At 68.3% G+C, this 17,117-nt stretch carries 17 protein-coding genes; 7 read left to right on the top strand and 10 right to left on the bottom strand.

Annotated features, from left to right (window positions below):
• Positions 1-94 precede the first annotated feature (94 nt).
• Complete coding sequence (locus tag AB0I35_RS24325; RefSeq protein WP_357398560.1) at positions 95-1,345, top strand: NAD(P)/FAD-dependent oxidoreductase; 1,251 nt, start codon at positions 95-97, stop codon at positions 1,343-1,345.
• Between the two features lie 143 nt (positions 1,346-1,488).
• On the opposite strand, the gene AB0I35_RS24330 is transcribed toward AB0I35_RS24325, so the two are convergent.
• The 5 genes from AB0I35_RS24330 to AB0I35_RS24350 all read right to left on the bottom strand — a co-directional run bounded on the left by AB0I35_RS24330 (position 1,489) and on the right by AB0I35_RS24350 (position 6,281).
• Positions 1,489-1,977 carry a DUF4383 domain-containing protein gene (locus AB0I35_RS24330; RefSeq protein WP_357398561.1) on the bottom strand — a complete coding sequence of 163 codons (489 nt, stop codon included), beginning with the start codon at positions 1,975-1,977 and terminating at the stop codon, positions 1,489-1,491.
• A gap of 70 nt (positions 1,978-2,047) precedes the next feature.
• Positions 2,048-2,611, bottom strand: coding sequence for a hypothetical protein (locus tag AB0I35_RS24335; RefSeq protein WP_357398563.1), 564 nt, complete (start codon positions 2,609-2,611; stop codon positions 2,048-2,050).
• Between the two features lie 27 nt (positions 2,612-2,638).
• On the bottom strand, positions 2,639-3,517 hold the full coding sequence (locus AB0I35_RS24340) for an enoyl-CoA hydratase-related protein (protein WP_357398565.1): 879 nt from the start codon (positions 3,515-3,517) through the stop codon (positions 2,639-2,641).
• Complete coding sequence (locus AB0I35_RS24345) at positions 3,514-4,476, bottom strand: nitronate monooxygenase family protein (protein ID WP_357398566.1); 963 nt, start codon at positions 4,474-4,476, stop codon at positions 3,514-3,516. The genes AB0I35_RS24340 and AB0I35_RS24345 overlap by 4 nt, the downstream gene beginning before the upstream one ends.
• Positions 4,477-4,493: 17 nt before the next feature.
• The gene (locus tag AB0I35_RS24350; RefSeq protein ID WP_357398568.1) at positions 4,494-6,281 is read right to left on the bottom strand and encodes an amidohydrolase family protein; all 1,788 of its coding nucleotides are present in this window, start codon (positions 6,279-6,281) and stop codon (positions 4,494-4,496) included.
• Between the two features lie 191 nt (positions 6,282-6,472).
• Here AB0I35_RS24350 and AB0I35_RS24355 point away from each other — a divergent pair, with 191 nt between their 5' ends.
• The 4 genes from AB0I35_RS24355 to AB0I35_RS24370 are packed head-to-tail and all read left to right on the top strand — an operon-like array spanning position 6,473 to position 10,007.
• Positions 6,473-7,393 carry an alpha/beta hydrolase gene (locus AB0I35_RS24355; RefSeq protein ID WP_357398570.1) on the top strand — a complete coding sequence of 307 codons (921 nt, stop codon included), beginning with the start codon at positions 6,473-6,475 and terminating at the stop codon, positions 7,391-7,393.
• Position 7,394: 1 nt separating this feature from the next.
• Positions 7,395-8,294, top strand: coding sequence for a metal-dependent hydrolase (locus tag AB0I35_RS24360; RefSeq protein ID WP_357398572.1), 900 nt, complete (start codon positions 7,395-7,397; stop codon positions 8,292-8,294).
• Positions 8,291-9,400, top strand: coding sequence for a PDR/VanB family oxidoreductase (locus tag AB0I35_RS24365; RefSeq protein ID WP_357398574.1), 1,110 nt, complete (start codon positions 8,291-8,293; stop codon positions 9,398-9,400). Before AB0I35_RS24360 ends, AB0I35_RS24365 begins: the two co-directional genes overlap by 4 nt.
• A gap of 7 nt (positions 9,401-9,407) precedes the next feature.
• A complete protein-coding gene (locus AB0I35_RS24370) occupies positions 9,408-10,007 on the top strand; it encodes a helix-turn-helix domain-containing protein (RefSeq protein ID WP_357398575.1) in 600 nt (199 codons plus the stop codon).
• 7 nt (positions 10,008-10,014) lie between these two features.
• Here the strand turns inward: AB0I35_RS24370 and AB0I35_RS24375 are convergent, their stop codons facing one another.
• The 5 genes from AB0I35_RS24375 to AB0I35_RS24395 all read right to left on the bottom strand — a co-directional run bounded on the left by AB0I35_RS24375 (position 10,015) and on the right by AB0I35_RS24395 (position 15,467).
• Positions 10,015-10,842: an SDR family oxidoreductase gene (locus tag AB0I35_RS24375; protein ID WP_357398576.1), complete on the bottom strand. Its 828-nt coding sequence runs from the start codon at positions 10,840-10,842 to the stop codon at positions 10,015-10,017.
• Positions 10,839-11,636 (bottom strand): crotonase/enoyl-CoA hydratase family protein, encoded by a 798-nt coding sequence (locus AB0I35_RS24380; RefSeq protein WP_357398577.1) that lies wholly within the window; start codon positions 11,634-11,636, stop codon positions 10,839-10,841. The genes AB0I35_RS24375 and AB0I35_RS24380 overlap by 4 nt, the downstream gene beginning before the upstream one ends.
• A 122-nt stretch (positions 11,637-11,758) precedes the next feature.
• The gene (locus AB0I35_RS24385; RefSeq protein WP_357398578.1) at positions 11,759-12,778 is read right to left on the bottom strand and encodes a crotonase/enoyl-CoA hydratase family protein; all 1,020 of its coding nucleotides are present in this window, start codon (positions 12,776-12,778) and stop codon (positions 11,759-11,761) included.
• A 31-nt stretch (positions 12,779-12,809) separates the two neighbouring features.
• Positions 12,810-13,814 (bottom strand): diiron oxygenase, encoded by a 1,005-nt coding sequence (locus AB0I35_RS24390; RefSeq protein WP_357398579.1) that lies wholly within the window; start codon positions 13,812-13,814, stop codon positions 12,810-12,812.
• A gap of 21 nt (positions 13,815-13,835) precedes the next feature.
• A complete protein-coding gene (locus AB0I35_RS24395; protein WP_357398581.1) occupies positions 13,836-15,467 on the bottom strand; it encodes an acyl-CoA dehydrogenase family protein in 1,632 nt (543 codons plus the stop codon).
• 141 nt (positions 15,468-15,608) lie between these two features.
• Here AB0I35_RS24395 and AB0I35_RS24400 point away from each other — a divergent pair, with 141 nt between their 5' ends.
• Positions 15,609-16,337 carry a PaaX family transcriptional regulator C-terminal domain-containing protein gene (locus AB0I35_RS24400; protein WP_357398582.1) on the top strand — a complete coding sequence of 243 codons (729 nt, stop codon included), beginning with the start codon at positions 15,609-15,611 and terminating at the stop codon, positions 16,335-16,337.
• 12 nt (positions 16,338-16,349) lie between these two features.
• Positions 16,350-16,694: a hypothetical protein gene (locus tag AB0I35_RS24405; protein WP_357398584.1), complete on the top strand. Its 345-nt coding sequence runs from the start codon at positions 16,350-16,352 to the stop codon at positions 16,692-16,694.
• Positions 16,695-17,117: the final 423 nt, after the last annotated feature.

A 17,117-nucleotide genomic window follows, 5' to 3' on the forward strand; every position in this document is an offset into this window, starting at 1 on the left:
CAACATCTGTTGGACACCGACAAGCCCAGGGCTGAGGATTGCGGACAAGCACGGCACACCCGAACTGGTGGCCGTCGAGAGTGTGGAGGTTGGAGTGGCGAGCGAGCAGATCGAGGTCCTCGTCGTCGGCGCCGGACAGGCGGGCGTCGCGATGAGTGAGCACCTCAGCGACAGTGGCGTTCCGCACCTGGTGCTGGAGCGACACCGCATCGCGGAGAGGTGGCGCACCGAGCGGTGGGACTCACTCGTCGCGAACGGACCGGCCTGGCACGACCGCTTTCCCGGCCTCGAGTTCGACGACGTCAGCCCCGCGGCGTTCGCGTCCAAGGACCAGGTGGCGAAGTACTTCGAGGCCTACGCCGAGAAGATCGCCGCGCCGATCAGATGCGGCGTGGAAGTGACCTCGGTGCGGCGGCACGTCGGAAAGCGAGGGTTCCGGGTCGAGACCTCCGACGGCGTCATCGACGCACAGTTCGTTGTCGCCGCGACCGGACCGTTCCAGCGCCCGATCATCCCGCCCATCGTGCCCGAGGGCGCCGTACCGGTGCAGATCCACTCCAGCGGCTACCGCAACCCCGACCAGTTCTCCGAGGGCGCCGTGCTGGTCGTCGGCGCCGGGTCGTCCGGCGTGCAGATCGCCGACGAACTCCAGCGCTCCGGCCGCCGGGTATACCTCTCGGTCGGTCCACACGACCGGCCCCCACGCAGCTATCGGGGCCGCGACTTCTGCTGGTGGCTCGGGGTCCTCGGCCTGTGGGACATGGAAACGCCCGCTGCGGGCGCCGAGCACGTGACCATCGCGGTCAGCGGCGCTCGCGGCGGGCACACGGTCGACTTCCGGGAGCTCGCCGCGCGGGGAATCCATCTCGTCGGCAGGGCCGAGTCGTACGACGACGGCGTGTTGCGCTTCGCGCCGGACCTCGCCGACAACATCGCCGCAGGCGATGCCAACTACCTGGAGCTGCTGGACCAGGCCGATGCCTGGGCCGAACGCAACAACGCCGACCTCCCCGAGGAGCCCGAGGCACGCGTCCTCGGCCCCGACCCGGCCTCGGTCACCGACCCAGTCTTGGAGCTCGACCTCGCCTCCGCCGGCATCACGTCGATCGTATGGGCCACCGGCTTCGCCACCGACTACAGCTGGCTGAAGGTCGACGCGTTCGACGAGAACGGGCGGCCCGAGCACCGCCGCGGAGTCTCCGCCGAGCCCGGCCTCTACTTCGTCGGCTTGCCCTGGCTGTCCCGTCGCGGATCCTCCTTCATCTGGGGGGTGTGGCACGACGCCCGATATGTCGCGGGCCATATCGCCACCCAGCGCAGCTACCTCGCATACGACCACACCTGATATCGAGACACAGCGGGCGTCGGCAGCCCCACGCCGACATCGGGTTGAGGATTCAGCCCAGCTGTGACTACAGCGAAATCCTCGACTGCGTGCCGCGAAGCCAAGCAGCGGTCAGCCGGTGGCTGACGACACTCCTCCAAAGGTCAAGCAGGCAAGCCGCTTTCAGAGTCCGATCGTAGCGTCGGTGTTTTCGGTGCGAACCCGCCTGCCGCCACCATGGCAATGCCTTCGAGAGCGTGCACGATGTTGCCGAAGGTGTCTACTGCTATCAGGTGCAGCACGTGATCACCACCGGTGAACCCGAACGCGGCGATCAGTAGGTAGAACACCCCGCACCCCAGCGCATACGCGCGCGCATCGCGATAGCGGCGCGCGAGCGCCAGCCCGGCCACACCGGTGAGTAGGTGGAACAGAGCGTGCCAACCGTTGACAGTGACCGGGATGAAGCCGAGGAATTGGATCGTGCACGAGTGCATCGTCGCGCCGAAGGCCATGTCCGGGTAGATACCGAAGGCGATCACCCCATTGGCGGTGAACCATGCCCCGAACAGGAAGGCGAAGAACTGCAACGGGGTTTGCAGGATCGCATGAAGATACCGCAGGGCGGCGGAGCGAAAAGTGTCGAAAAGCATGGTGAGGTCCTCTGGACGCATATTCCGGATCCGGCGGGCATCCCGCAGGATCGAGGTCGACTGTCGGTATTCATCGATGTGCTCCGTCGAGGATCGTCAGCGACAACGCTGTGAGTTGTTCGACGGCTCGTGGTCTCGGTAGTTCTGGGGCAACGAGGTAAGCGAGGGCTACCCGCGCCACAGAACCGGCGGCCAGGCGAGCTTCGACGGGATCCAGGGTGGGCTCGATCATTCGGAGTACCCCGGCCAGGCGCGCGAGGATCTGCTCGTTGGCTGCACGCAGTAGAAGCAGCGATTGTTCACGGCGGTCCGCCAGTGCCAGCGGGAGCAATGTCTCGTCGACGACGTCGAAGAAGCACTCGAACGCGGTCCGCACACTGTCGGCGAGCGTCGGCCCGCATTCCACTACCGCCTCGATCTCGACCAGCAGGTAGTCGAGGCGGTAGTGGATGTAAGCGGCCGCGATCATCGAGCGAGTGCCGAAGGCGTCGAAGATCTTCTGCTTGTCGACGCCGCACCGTGCGGCTACCACGGTGACGTCGGCCTGCGACCAGCAACGGTCGGCGATCAGTTCTCCTACCGCTGCAAGGACCGCACCGCGGAACTCGTCGTGCATCGGGTCTTCGGCTGACATCCGCTTCTCCTGGAGGCTGGACCGCGGCTATCGAGGTCGGTTCGCTGCAGCTGCGTCGTCGATCCCGGTCCACGGCACGAAGGCCGGTATGTCGGCGGGCACACGGCCGGGAAAGTCCGGGCGGCGACGTTGCAGGAACGAGGTGATGCCCTCGATCGCGTCGGCGCTGGTGGCCAGTCCACCGATCAGCTTCGAGTCCAGGGCGTGCGCGGGGTAGGGACTGTCGAAAGCGCTCAGCCGCAACAACATCTGGCGGGTGACCGCCACCGACACCGGCGCGGTGTGCTCGATGAGCTCCCGCGCGTAGACCTCGGCGGCGGGAAGGACCTCATCGGGCTCGACGACCTGGTGGACGAGTCCACCGGCGAGCGCCTCGGCCGCGGGGAACACTCTTCCGGACAGCATCCAGTCCATCGCCCGTCCCATACCGACGACGCGCGGCAGATGCCAGGCCGAGGCGCCCTCGGGAAAGAAGCCGCGCCGAGTGAAGACATAGCCGAACCGGCTGTCGGTGGCCGCGATGCGATAGTCCGCGGGCAGGATGATCGTCGATCCGGCACCGACGGCGGCGCCACGGATCGCGGCGATGACGGGTTTGGTGCATTCGAAGATCCGGCGCGAGCACTGTCCGGCCGGTTCGAGCCAGTCGTCGTCGACGTCGCCGCCCGGCGTGCCACCGGACAGGTCCATGCCGACGCAGAAGTCGGTCCCCTCGCCGGTCAGGATGATCGCGCGGACGTCCGGATCGCGGTCCGCCGCGGTGAAGGCGGCCGCGAGCTCGGCGGCGATGGTCAGTGTGTAGCCGTTGCGTGCCGCGGGGCGGTTCAGGCTGATGGTGGCGATGTGGTCGCGCACCGAGTACAGGATCTCGTCGTAGGCCATGGCGTCCTCGGGATGTCGGGTCACTGGGCGGGCAGCAGGTCGTGCGAGGCCAGGGCGGCCAAACGCCTACGCGCTTCGGCGTATTCGCGAGTCAATCGATCGACCAGGGTGGCGACGGGCACGACCGCGTCGACCGGACCGATCCCCTGGCCGGAACCCCAGATGTCGCGCCATGCCTTGGCGTCGGTGTTGCCGCCGGAGCCGAAGTTCATCGCGGAGGGGTCCGAGACCGGCAGGTTGTCCGGGTCGAGACCGGCGGCCTCGATGCTGCCGCGCAGGTAGTTGCCGTGCACGCCGGTGAACAGGTTGGTGTAGACGATGTCGGCGGCAGCCGAAGTGGCGATCTGCTCCTTGTACGCGTCCACGGCGTCGGCTTCGTCGGTGGCGATGAACGCCGACCCGACATAGGCGAGGTCGGCTCCCGCGGCCTGGGCGGCGAGCACCGAGCGCCCGTGCGCGATCGCGCCGGACAGCAGCAGCAATCCGTCGAACCACTGGCGGATCTCGGAGAGCAGGGCGAACGGGGACAACGTGCCCGCGTGCCCACCCGCGCCCGCGGCGACCGCGATCAGACCGTCGTACCCGGTGTCGGCGGCCTTGCGGGCGAAGCGGTTGTTGATCACATCGTGCAGCACGATGCCGCCGTAGGAGTGGACGGCGCCGACGACTTCGGACCGCAGACCGAGCGAGGTGATGACCACCGGAACACGGTGGTCGACCACCGCGGCGAGGTCTTCCTCCCAGCGCGTGTTCGACCGGTGCACGATCAGGTTGGCCGCGTAGGGGGCGCCCGCCACGGACTCACCGATCTCGGCCAGCCAGTCCCGCAGTGATTCCACCGACCGCGCGTTCAGCGTCGGAAACGAGCCGACGATCCCGGCGCGGGCCTGCGCGATCACCAGTTTCGGCTTCGAGATGAGAAACATCGGGGCCGCGACCACCGGCAGGCTGAGCGAGCGCGCGAGTTCGGAGGGTTCCAGCACGGTGTTCCTTTCCGGCACTACTGCGCCGAGACGGTGGGAGTGGCGCCACGGACCTTGCGCCCGGCGGGCAGGAAACGGCCGGGCCCCCAGCCGTTTCCGAGCCCGTCGGCGAAGGTCCCGTCGCGGTAGACCACGCGGCCGTTGACGATGGTCGCGGTGACCGCGCGGTCGTTGCGGTTGACCATGCGCCGCAGGCCGCCGTATTCGGGGACTTCCTGTTCGGCGAGTTCGTGCACCTGCTTGTCGAGTCCCTCGGGGTCGACGATGACGATGTCGGCGCGGTCACCGACCCGCAGGTAGCCGGCGTCGAGCTGGTACCAGTCGGCCAGTTCGCCGGTGAGGCGATGCACCGCCTGCTCGAGGGTGAGGAACGGCTTGCGCTCGCCCTGTGCCGACTGCACGCGTTCGAGCAGGCGCAGGTGGTAGTTGTAGAAGGCCATGTTGCGCAGATGCGCGCCCGCGTCACCGAAGCCCATGTGCACGTTCTTGTTGGCGGCGAGCTTGTCGGCGTACTTCGGGCGGTGGTTGGCGATCGTGGTGCGCCAGCGGATCTTTCGGCCGTGTTCGACGACCAGGTCGAGGAACGCGTCGACCGGATGGATGCCGCGCTCGTCGGCGAGCTGTCCGAAACTCTTGCCGATGTGCGCGGGATCCGGGCTGTCGACGACGGTGGCGTCGTAGAGGTTGCGGTGCCAGATCTTCGGGGTGAATTTGTTCTCGTAGTCGCGGCGGAACCAGCGCCGGTACTCCTCGCTGCGCAGCAGTTCGTTGCGCTCGACCTGATCCTTGATGTCGAGAGCGGCCGCGCCGGAACCGAATTCCTCGAACACGACCAGGTCGATGCCGTCGGCGTACACCGTGAACGGCACCGGCAGATGCTGCCAGCGGAAGACCCCGTTGAGCAGCCGGTTGATGATCGGTGCGCCGTACATCATGAAGTACACCAGCGGCGGGTACGCCTTGGAGTCGGCGGCGGCGAGCAGGGACACCTTGAGGGCCTTGCGACGGAAGCGGCCACCCGCGGCGAGGAAGAATGTGGGGAGGTTGGGCGTGAGGGAGATCTCCGGGGTGCTCTGCAGGATGCGCTCACGATCGCGCAGCACCTTGTTCAGTGCGCGGAATTCGCGGCGCTTGACGAAGGTGGTGGGGAGCGAGCGCGAGCGGTAGAGGTCACCGTCGAGCTTGTCGATCCAGTTCGTCGTGGCCGACATGCCGAGGAATCCGGCGTCGAGCGCCTCGTTCAGCAGCGCGATCATCCGGTCGAGCTCGGCGTCCGACGGCTTGACCTTGTCGTCGACCGCGCGATCCATGCCCATGACGTGGATCCGCAGGTCGGACTGGCCGAGAAACGTCGCGACGTTGGGGCCGAGGTCGAGCCGGTCGACGGCCTGGGCGTACTCGGTCGGGGTCGACCAGGTGCGGTGCTTGCCGAGGGTGCCGATCACGATCTCGCGCGGCACCGCCTCGACCCGGCTGAAGATGTCGGCGCATTCGACATCGGTCGCCAGAATCGTGGTCAGCGAACAGTTTCCGATGACGGTGGTGGTCACGCCGTGGCGCAGCGACTCGGTGAGCGCGGGGGCGGCGAGCATCTCGACGTCGTAGTGGGTGTGGATGTCCACGAACCCGGGCATCACCCACTTGCCGCCCGCGTCGATCACCTCGTCGGCCTCGGTGACGTCGAGCGGCCGGGAGCTGATCGCGACGACCTCACCGTTCTTGATGCCGATATCGGCGGTGCGCGCCGCCGATCCGGCGCCGTCGAACCAGATCCCGTCGCGGATCAGCAGCTCGTAGCTGCCCATACCGGACTCCCTTCATGCTGTCGTGCATGTCGCACGTCTCGAGATTCAAGAAACCCATAAGGCTCGTTCACCGCCTCTACCTGGGAACTTATCTCCCCACGATTGACGCGACGTGAAGTAACATGTAAAACCATGCACTAGTGAATGTCGAAATGCAAGGCCTGACCCGGCCACGGACCGAAAGGGCACGCATGTCTTCGCCCACCCCGGAAACGCGACGGTTCCGGTCGCCCACCGCCGAACTGGTGGCACTCACCTGGGGCGAACCCGGTGATCCCGTCGCCCTGCTCGTGCACGGATTTCCCGACAGCGCCTGGACCTGGGAGGTGCTCGGCCCCGCGCTCGCGGCGACCGGACGCTATGTCGTCGCCCCGTTCACGCGGGGGTACGCGCCGAGTTCGCTGGCCGCCGACGACGACTACTCGATCGGCTCACTGGTCGGCGACATCGTCGGCATCCATCACGAGATCGGCGCCGACGGGCGCGCGATCGTGATCGGCCACGACTGGGGTGGCGCGATCGTGAGCGCGCTCACCGCGGCACACCCGAATCTGTTCCACCGCAGCGTCCTGATCGCCATCCCGCCGCTGGCCACGATCAAGGCGCTGTTCGCCCCGTCGCGTCTGCGCGCCAATGCCACGCGCCTGGCCCGCCAGGCCCCGCGCAGCTGGTACATGACGCTCGTCTCGGTCCCCTGGCTCTCCGAGGCGATCGGCGCCTGGTTGGTCGACCGGCTGTGGCGGTCCTGGGCACCGAACTCGGTCTCGGCGGTGGCCAGGCACCGCGAGCTGGGACTGCTCGCCCTGGCGGGCCGCGCCCGCCTGCGCGCCGCGTTCAGCTACTACCGCGCTGTCTGGAACCCGCTCTACCGCCGCACCCGCGACCACCGCTACGAACAGCTGGCCGCCTTCGCCGCGCCGCAGGTCCCCACCCTCTATCTGCAAGGCGCCGAGGACACCTGCGGACTGGTCGACACCGGCGCCGACGCGCTGGACCACCTCCCGCCGGGCAGCCGCCGCATCGTCGTCGCGGCCGCGGGCCACTTCACCCACCTGGAACAGCCCGAGATCGTCACTCGGCACATCATCGATTTCGTCGGCAAAGGAGCCTGACATGAAGTTGCGCAAGAGGACCCGGCCGGTGCTGGACACCGTCGACATCGGACCGCTCCAGCTCAAGGCCCGCCAAGTGGCGTTCGATCTCACCGACACTCCCCTGCACTGGATTCCGGGGCAGCCGGTCGCCTCGCACGCGATCAGCTCGTATCACCTGCTCTTCCCCGAGGTCGAACGGTTCTTCATCGAAGCGTTCAAGGAGGCGCTGCCCGACGTGCGCGATCCCCGCCTGCGTGAGGATGTGCTGGGGTTCATCGGCCAGGAGACCATGCACGCGAACGCGCACGACGATTCGCTCGGAGACTATTTCCAGCGCAACGGCATCGATCCCGAACCGCTGCTGGCCCAGGCGCGTTTCTTCCTGCGCCGCGTGCTCGGCCCACGCAGCTACCGCAACCCACGACGGACCAGACAGCACCTGATCAACCGGCTGGCCGTCACCGCGGCACTCGAGAACTTCACCGCGTTCCTCGGCCATTACGTCCTGAACTGCACCTGGGACGAATACGACGCCGACCCGAACATGACCGCGCTGTTCCGGTGGCACGGCGCCGAGGAGATGGAGCACCGCACCGTCGCCCACGAGATGGCCGAGTACTTCGACGACCGCTACATCCGGCGGCTGCGGACCATGCTCGTGGTGTTCCCGGTGACCGTCTGGATCTCGAGCCGGTTCATCTGGTACCTGATCAAGAACGACCCCGCCGCGCCCAACTCCCGGCTGCGGGTGCTCTACGAGGTCATCCGGGACGGACGACGGGGGCTGCTGCCGACCCTGGGCATGGTGCTGACCTCGGTCTACGACTACCTGAAGCCGAGCTACCAGCCCGACGACACCGGTTCGATGGCGCAGGCGCTATCCTACCTGGCGACCATCGAATCCCGGGCCGCGGCATGAGGGAAACGGACCGCCCGCGCCTGCGCGACATCCCCGCCCACGCCCACGGCCGCTTCCGCCACGATCCCCTGATGTGGGTCCTCGCCCGGGGCATGGAGGCGCTGAACTGGATCGACGGCTTCGCCGAGCCGCCGGCCACCGGGCTCGGGCGACCGCAGCAGTTCTTCGATGTCGTGGTCACCGAACGCCACGTGGTCGCGCGGGACGAGAACGTCGTCGCGGTGACCTTCGCACTGGCCGACGGCGCGGAACTTCCGCCGTGGCGGCCCGGCGCGCATCTCGACGTCGAGCTGCCCTCGGGCCTCATGCGGCAGTACTCGCTGTGCGGCGACCCGGCCGAACGGCACCGCTACCGCATCGCGGTGCGATTCATCCCCGACGGTCGCGGCGGTTCGGCCGAGGTCCATCAGGGTCTGCCGGTGGGATCTCGGCTGCGGATCGGCTTGCCGCGCAACGCCTTCCCGCTCGCCGTCGGCGGCTACAACCAGGCCACGACGGCGGTGCGCCTCATCGCGGGCGGCATCGGGATCACGCCGATCCTGCCGATGCTCGCGGTCCTCGACCAGGTCGGGATGCCGTGGACGATGATCTATTGCGGACGCAGCCGGGAGTCGATGGCCTTCCTGCCCGAGCTCGCGGCGTACGGGGACAGGATCACCGTGCACTGCGACGACGAAGCCGGCCTGGCCGGACCGGAGGCGCTGCTGGGTGAGCTGACCGGTTCGCCCGCCGTCTACACCTGCGGACCGCCGCCGATGGTCGACGCCCTGCGCGCCGCCCTGGTCGGCAGGCCCGATGTCGAGTTCCACTACGAGCGGTTCTCCCCCGCACCGGTGGTCGACGGCGAGGAGTTCGACATCCACCTGGCCGGCACCGGGGAAACCCTGACCGTCGGCGCGAAGCAGACGGCCCTTGACGCCATTCTCGCCGCCCGGCCGGACGCCACCTACTCCTGCCAGCAGGGGTTCTGCCGGTCGTGCGCCGTGCGGGTGCTCGACGGCACACCCGAGCACAGATCGACCGCCCTGAGCCCCCAGGAACTGGACGCGGGATACTTTCTCCCATGTGTGTCACGTGCCGAGGGAACTTTGACCGTCGAGCTGTAGGCCGGCGATGACGGCGAGCGCGCGACGCGGACCACAGAACGAGAACGGCGTCGCGACCCATCAGCGCATCATCGACGCCGCTCTGGAGGTGCTCGCCACCCGCGGCTGGCGCAATGCCAGCGTCGCCGAGGTGGCCGAGCGCGCCGGGGTGACCCGCGGAGCGATCCAGCATCATTTCAAGGATCGCGACGGCCTGTTCACGGCGTCGGTGCAGCACATCATGGAAACCCGGGTCCAGGAGATCGAGTCCTTCCAGCACACCGTCGCGGCGGGTCCCGACGGCACGCGCGAGACGGTGCACCGGGTGGTCGAGCTGCATCAGGGCGCGACGTTCAAGGCCGCTCTGCAACTGTGCATCGCCGCCTCCGACGACCCGGTGCTGGCGCCTCGGGTCGCCGCCATGGAGCTCGAGGTCGGCGCGCGCAGCTTCTGGGCGCTGATCGAGTTGCTGCGCCTGGACGGCAACAACCCCACCGTCCGGACCACCGTGCAGGCCTTCCTCGACAGCGCCCGCGGCCTCGGCCTGGCCGGCATGCTCAACGACGACTCCCGCCGCCGCGGCCAGGTCGCCGACCGCTGGGCGCAGATGCTCGACGAACTCCGCTAGCTCCCGCTCAGCCGACCAGTCCCCCACTGCAGGCCAAGACTTCGCCGGTGACGTAATCGGATTCGGGCAAGCACAACAGGTAGACCGCGCCCGCCGCTTCCTCCGGTGTACCCAGCCGACCCAACGGGGCGATGTGCTGTGCCGCCTGCAGGATCATCGGATTCACGCCGACCTTCAATTCACGGCCCTCGATCTCGATGGTCGCGTCCCCGTCGGCGGCGGACTCGGTCAGCCTGGTCTTGATAAGGCCGAACGCGACGGCGTTGACGGTGACCCGGTAGCGGCCCCATTCCTTGGCCATCGCCTTGGTGACGCCGAGAATGCCCGCCTTGGCCGCGGAGTAGTTGATCTGCCCGGCGTTGCCGTAGAGACCGGCGAGCGAGGAGATGTTGACGACCTTGCGGGTGACGGCGATGCCTTCGGCCTTCTCCCGCTTCGCCGCCGCGCTGATCACCGGCTGCGCGGCCCGCAAAATCTGGAACGGCGCCTTCAGGTGCACGTCGAGGATGGCATCCCACTGCTCGTCGCTCACCTTCTGCACCACCCCGTCCCAGGTGTATCCGGCGTTGTTGACGATGATGTCGAGCCCGCCGAACTCCTGCACGGCCGTCGCGACGAACCGATCGGCGAAGCCCGCCTCGGTGATGTTGCCCGCGCACGCCATAGCGGTGCCGCCCGCGGCCTCGATCTCGCGCACGGTCTGTTCGGCGGCCGCCGGGTCCAGGTCGTTGACCACGACCCGCGCGCCGTGCGCGGCGAGCTTGTGGGCGATGGCGGCGCCGATGCCGCGACCGCTCCCGCTGATGATTGCCGACTTTCCGGCGAGGCTACTCATTGCTCGGTGGTTCCTTCTCCGTGGTGGGCGAACGCGCCGTGCCTGCCCGCGCCGTCGGCGAAGCGGGTCGCACCGGCGAGGGTGTCCTGGGATATCGAGATCGCGCCGTGCTCGAATTCGTTGGCCAGCGCGGCACTTTCGGTCAGACCGTCCTGTTCCAGCAGCGAGAGCCGGTCTTGGCGCAGGCAGGTCTGGGGGAAGGCGGCCAGATCGCGGGCCAGTGCCTGCGCGGCGGCGGTCGCCTGTCCGCTCGGCACGACCCGGTTGACCAGCCCCATCCGCAATGCCTCCGCGGCCTGCACCGGTCGCCCGGTGAGGACCAGGTCCATCGCGTGGCTCGTCCCGATCAACCGGGGCAGGCGCACGGTGCCGCCGTCGATCAGCGGCACGCCCCAGCGGCGGCAGAAGACGCCGAACACCGCGTCCTCGTCGGCGACCCGCAGGTCCGCCCAGATGGCCAGCTCGAGCCCGCCGGCGACGGCGTAGCCGCTGACCGCCGCGATCACCGGCTTGGAAAGCCGCAGCCGGGAGACGCCCATCGGAGCGTCGCCGTCCGGCTGGAAACGGTTCGGGTCACCGGCCGCCACCGCCTTCAGATCCGCTCCGGCGCAGAAGGTTCCGCCCTCGCCGCGGAAGACCGCGACCGACGCATCGGGGTCGGTGTCGAAGGCGCGAAAGGCGTCGGCGAGCGCTTCGGCCGTCGCGCGATCCACCGCGTTGCGCGCGTGCGGCCGGTTGATACCGATGGTGGTCACTGGACCGTCGTGTGCGACGGTCACCAGGTGCTCGGTCACGGATAAGGCCCTCCTCGGTCACAGGGACCGGGCGATGAGTTCTTTCATGATTTCGTTGGCGCCGCCGTAGATGACCCTGTTCTTCGAGGACGATCATCTCGTGAGCGCGTCGGAGGCGCCCGTCACCGCTCGAATTGGGCGCGCTTGTGGTCACCGTAGGGGTCGTCGCGTTCGCGCACAGCCTCCCGGAAACCGACAGTGGCCGAGCGGGTCTGGAACGCGTAGCCCTCACGGGTGTGCCGGGAGATGCCGTCGAAGACGGTGCTGATCATGGCCGAGTTGGCGACACCCTGGGTGTTCAGCGCGGAGTTGAGCGCGAGCTTGGCCATCATCAGCTGGTTGACCGGCATCCGCGCGATGCGCTCCACCAGCGCCTCGGTGCGCTCGTCGAGTTCCTCGGCGGGGCACGACTCCACCGCCAGACCCCATTCGGCCGCCTGCTTGCCGCTGATGCAGTCACCGGTGAACAGCAGCCGCTTGGCGCGCTGATCGCCGAGCCGGTGCGCCCACAGGCCCGCCGCCGGAATGCCCCAGACGCGGGTGGGCGGATAGCCGATCTTGGTGTCGTCGGCGCAGATGATCTGGTCGGCGTGCAGCGCGATGTCGGTGCCGCCCGCGATCGCGAAGCCGTGCAGCTTCGCCACGGTCGGTTTGTTGGCGTGCATCAGGCTGGCGAAACCCTTGGTGAACCTGCTCATCATGGCGTAATCGATCATCGGATCCCACACTCCCCGCGGGTTGTGGTTGATCGCGTTCACGACCGGGTCGAGCACCGTTCCGGTGACCTCGTCCGACCCGTCCGCGCCCGCGAAACCCTGCTCGGCGAACATGTCCAGGTCGTAGCCGCCACAGAACCCTTTGCCGCGCCCGGACACCACGATGACGTGCACGCGCGGGTCCAGGTCGGCCCGCTCCACCGCGTGCGCCAGATCCCGCGGGGTGTGCGGGGTGATGGCGTTGCCCTTGTCCGGGCGGTTGAACGTGATCCGGGCGATCCGGCCGTCGCGTTCGTAGGTGAGCGTGGCGTACTCGCGCTCGAAGTCCGGGTCGGGGCGGTGGCGCCACGGCGAGTCAGGCCCTTCGGCCCAGCTCTCGTACCAGGCCGCCGGTTGTCCGCCGGATTCGGGCTCGGGGTGGGACACAGTGCGCTCCTTCGGGTTCGACGGGTAGAGATCAGCTGGCGGCTCGGGGCGCCTGTTCACGGACCGGCTCACCGCGATAGCGCGTGGGCGGCCCATCGATGCCCGCCAGTTTCCAGACACCGCGCGCCACCGGGTTCATGAGTCCCACCTCGTGGGCGAGCGCGCGCACATCACCGAAGTATCCGCGCCGTTCGCGGCGCGATCCCGCCGACGCCCAGAACAACTCGCGCCGCACGTGATCGGGCACATCGAACCGGGACCAGAACTCCCGCGAGGGCGGAACGATCAGCTCGCACGCCACCCGCATGGCCACCGGCAACAGCACCGACAGCGCGCCCCGCGCGAGGCGCCCCGACTCCGGCACATGCCTGCGGACGAACTCGTGCGCGAACGAGATGTGGCGCGCTTCCTCGGCCACGTGAATCCGCATGACACCCTTCAGGATCGGGTGGTAGTCATCGGGATGGCCGCGCAGGAATGCCTTCTGGATGTGATCGATCGGCTCCTCGCCGGCGAGAATGCACATGAAGAAGAACGTCGGCGAGACCCGGGCGATCAGCGGGATCAGCGGCGCGACGCCGCGGAAGAGCCTGCCGAAGCCGACCACATCCGCCCCGGCCCGGTTGACGGCCTGCTGGAACATCAGCGTGTGATTGCACTCTTCGATGACTTCGTGAGTGGCGTAACGGAACTCGGCCGAGCCGTTGGGCAGGTTCAGCAGATACAGCATGACCCCGGACATCAGCAGCTGCTCGAACTGCAGCCCCACCTTCGCCATGCCGGCCTGCCGGTACATGCCGAGCTCGATCCGCGTCGACTCCGGCAGCGATTGATACCAGGGGTGGCGGCCGATGAGGTCGGATTCGGGGAGAATCCAGCGCCGGTCGCCCGGTACCACCTGGAATTCCGGTGCTTCCCAGTCGATGTCGTGATACGGGCTGAAGCCGCGGTCGACCGAGGCGTCGGCCAGCGCGTGCAGCATCTCGGCGTAGTCGAAGGCCTCGCCTGCGGCGTTGCGTCCGGGTGTGATCGTCATTGATCGCGCTCCTTGTCCGGCTCAGGCGAGCTTCGGGGTGGATCGTTCGAGAATCGCCGCGGTGTCGACGCCGAGCGGGAGGGTGCCGAAGACGTCGCCGCGGTCGCCCGCGAGCCGGGTCCGCAGGTATCCCTCGGCGACGGCCGGGTGCCCGTAGCGGACCAGCAGCGAGCCCTGCAACACCTGCGCCATCTGCCCGACGACGCGGCGGGCCCGGTACTGCATCGTGTCGAAGTCGGCGAACTCCCGCTCGAGGTGACCGATCGCGGTGTCGAGTTCGGCCGAGGAACCCGCCGTCGACTTCACCTCGTCCAGGAAGATGCCGAGGGTCTCGGGCTGCTTGGCCATGGCGCGCAGGGTGTCCAGGGCCGCGACATTGCCGGACCCTTCCCACACCGACATCAGCGGTGCCTCCCGGTACAGCCGCGGCATCCGCGACTCTTCGACATAACCGTTGCCGCCCAGGCATTCCAGTGCCTCGGCCGCGTGGATCGGGCCGCGCTTGCAGACGTGATACTTGGTCACCGCCAACGAGATCCGGCGCAATGTCGAGGCCCGCTCGTCCCCGGCCACCGCGTTGTCGGTGAGCTCGGCCAGCCACAGTCCGGCCAGGGTCGCGGCTTCGGCCTCGACGGCCAGGTCGGTGAGCACGTTGCGCATCAGCGGCTGGTCGATGAGGCTCGCGCCGAAGGCGCTGCGGTGCGCGGCGTGATGGGCCGCGTTGGTGACCCCGATCCGCATGCCCGCGGCGCTGCCGAGAATGCAGTCGAGGCGGGTGAGGTTCACCATCTCGACGATGGTCGGCACACCCCGCCCCTCGGGGCCGACCAGCCAGCCGACCGTGTTGTCGTACTCGACCTCGCTGCTGGCATTGGAGTGGTTGCCCAGCTTGTCCTTCAGCCGCTGCAGGTGGAACGGGTTGCGGGTGCTGTCCGGGAGCACCCTGGGCACGAAGAAGCAGGACAGTCCGCCGGGCGCCTGCGCCAGCACCAGGAAGAAGTCGGACATCGGTGCCGAGGTGAACCACTTGTGGCCGGTGATCCGATACGAACCGTCGGGCTGGAGCACGGCGGTGGTGGTGTTCGCGCGGACGTCGGAGCCACCCTGCTTCTCGGTCATCGACATGCCCGCCGTGAGGCCGAGTTTGGTGGTGGGCACCCGCAATTCGGGATCGTAGATCGCGCTGGTGAGTAGCGGCTCGTAGCGCGCGGCGAGTTCGGGATTCGCCCGCAGCGCGGGCACCACCGCGTAGGTCATCGACATCGGGCAACCGTGGCCCGCGTCCACCTGGGCCCAGATGCTCATCTTGGCCGCCCGGACCAGGTGGGGTGCCGGGCGATCGTCGGCCCACGGCGCGGCGTGCAGGCCGAAGCCGATGGCGTTGGCCATCAGCTGGTGGTAGCTGGGGTCGTAGACGACCTCGTCGACGCGATGACCGTAGCGATCATGGGTCTTCAGCACCGGCGGATGCGCTTCGGCGAGGTCGCCCCACTCCTGTGCCTGCGCGCTGCCCGCCAGCCGACCGACCTCGTGCAGCTCGTCGAGGGCATGGGCCGCGCCCGCTCGGTGCAGCGCTTCCAGCACCACCGGGTAGTCGGCCGGGTCGTAGTCGACCAGCGGCGGTACCTGGTTCGTCACCTCGTGGGTTGCCATGCTGTTCCTCCCGGCAGTCGGTGTCCCGGCTCACTCTCGACCGGTATTGCAAGTTTGCATCGCACGACGCGATTTTGCAATGCCCTGTCCGGCGCAGATCCGTGCGCGGTCGCCCGCCAACCGACTGGCTACCATCGACCGATGGTGCGGAACTCGCTGCCGCTGCGTCGCCTCACGGCGCGCTCGGCGATCTTGAGCGTGCTGCTCGGCGCGCACCCGGCGCAGGCGTCGGCGGCGACGATCGTGCACCTGGCGACCGAACTCGGCCTGCAGGAGTCCACGGTTCGCGCGGCACTGACCCGCATGGTGTCGGCGGGCGACCTCGAACGCGACGACGCGACTTACCGCCTCACCCCGCGACTGCTGAACCGCCAGAAACTGCAGGATCTCGCCCTCGACCCGATCCTGCGGCCCTACGACGGCGACTGGCGACTGGCGATCGTCACCACCGGCGCCGAGGCCGCGGCCGACCGCATTCTGCTCCGGGAATCGCTGCAGGCCAACAAGTTCGGCGAAATTCGCGAGGGCGTCTGGGGACGCCCGGACAACCTCGGCACCGCGCAGATCACCGCGGCCCACCGGCTGACCTACGTCACCGGCCGCCCCGACGACCCCGACGACCTCGCCACCCGCCTGTTCCATCCCGCCGACTGGGCCGACACCGCGACGAAACTACTGGCCGCCCTCGACACCGCCGACACGATGCGAGACCGCCTCGAGGTAGCGGCAGCGGTCGTGCGTCACATCCTGCACGACCCGATCCTCCCCCCGGAATTCCTGCCGAACCCCTGGCCCGGCGCCGACCTGCGCCACGCCTACCGCGACTTCCGGACGGAATTCACCGCTTTCGCCACAGCTTACGTACGGTGACCTGCGCACAGCGTGCAGGCCGTCGTCGTCTCGAAAGTTCAGCACCGAGATGTCGACTTCTTCCGAGGCGAATCGGTTCAGGCTGCTGAGCGAGGAGAGCGTCACCCGCCGGCAGGTGCGTGCCTGGGAAGCGCGGCGCGCCGAAGTGGTGCGGGCCAAGCCTTCCTCGACGACGGCCTGCTCATCGGCGGCGTCCGCCACCAGTTCCGCGACCGCGACGGCACTCTCGAAGCCCTACTGACGGTCCAGTTCCCGGGCAATCTACCCGACCGGCTCATTCACGAGCATCAATGGCACCTGGCCGATGAGTTCAGCAACTGGATGATCGCCGCGGCTCCGGTCGCGGCGACCGCCTGACACCGAGGACCGCCCGGATCGATGCCCGGCTCATCCGAATCGGTGGGCCGGGCATGGACTCGGGAGACCGGGCCGGGCCGCCCTCAGCTGGGTTGCACTTCGCGCGAACTTGCATGCGGCCTAAATGGTCTGGGTCGAAGCAGTCGTCGAACGGCGTCGAATCTGACCGTACGCGCTCAGTGACGGGAGCAGACCCAGTCCGTACCGCCACGCCTCGACCCAGCCGACCGTAACAGTCCTCCCGTGCGCTGTGCACCGCAGTTAAGGTGCCCCATTTATGGGTAACTCCCGGAAACAGCAACAGCTTTCGAAGAGAGGTCGTGTCGATGATGTCTGCGCCCACCAACCCTGACGTCGATCCTGTAGTCGCGGAGGCTCAGGCGTACGCCGAGAAGTTGCTGATGCTGTCCGAGGCTTCGGTGA

It is taken from the genome of Nocardia sp. NPDC050378 (genome assembly GCF_040655675.1).
GTDB classification, from domain to species: Bacteria; Actinomycetota; Actinomycetes; order Mycobacteriales; family Mycobacteriaceae; genus Nocardia; species Nocardia coubleae.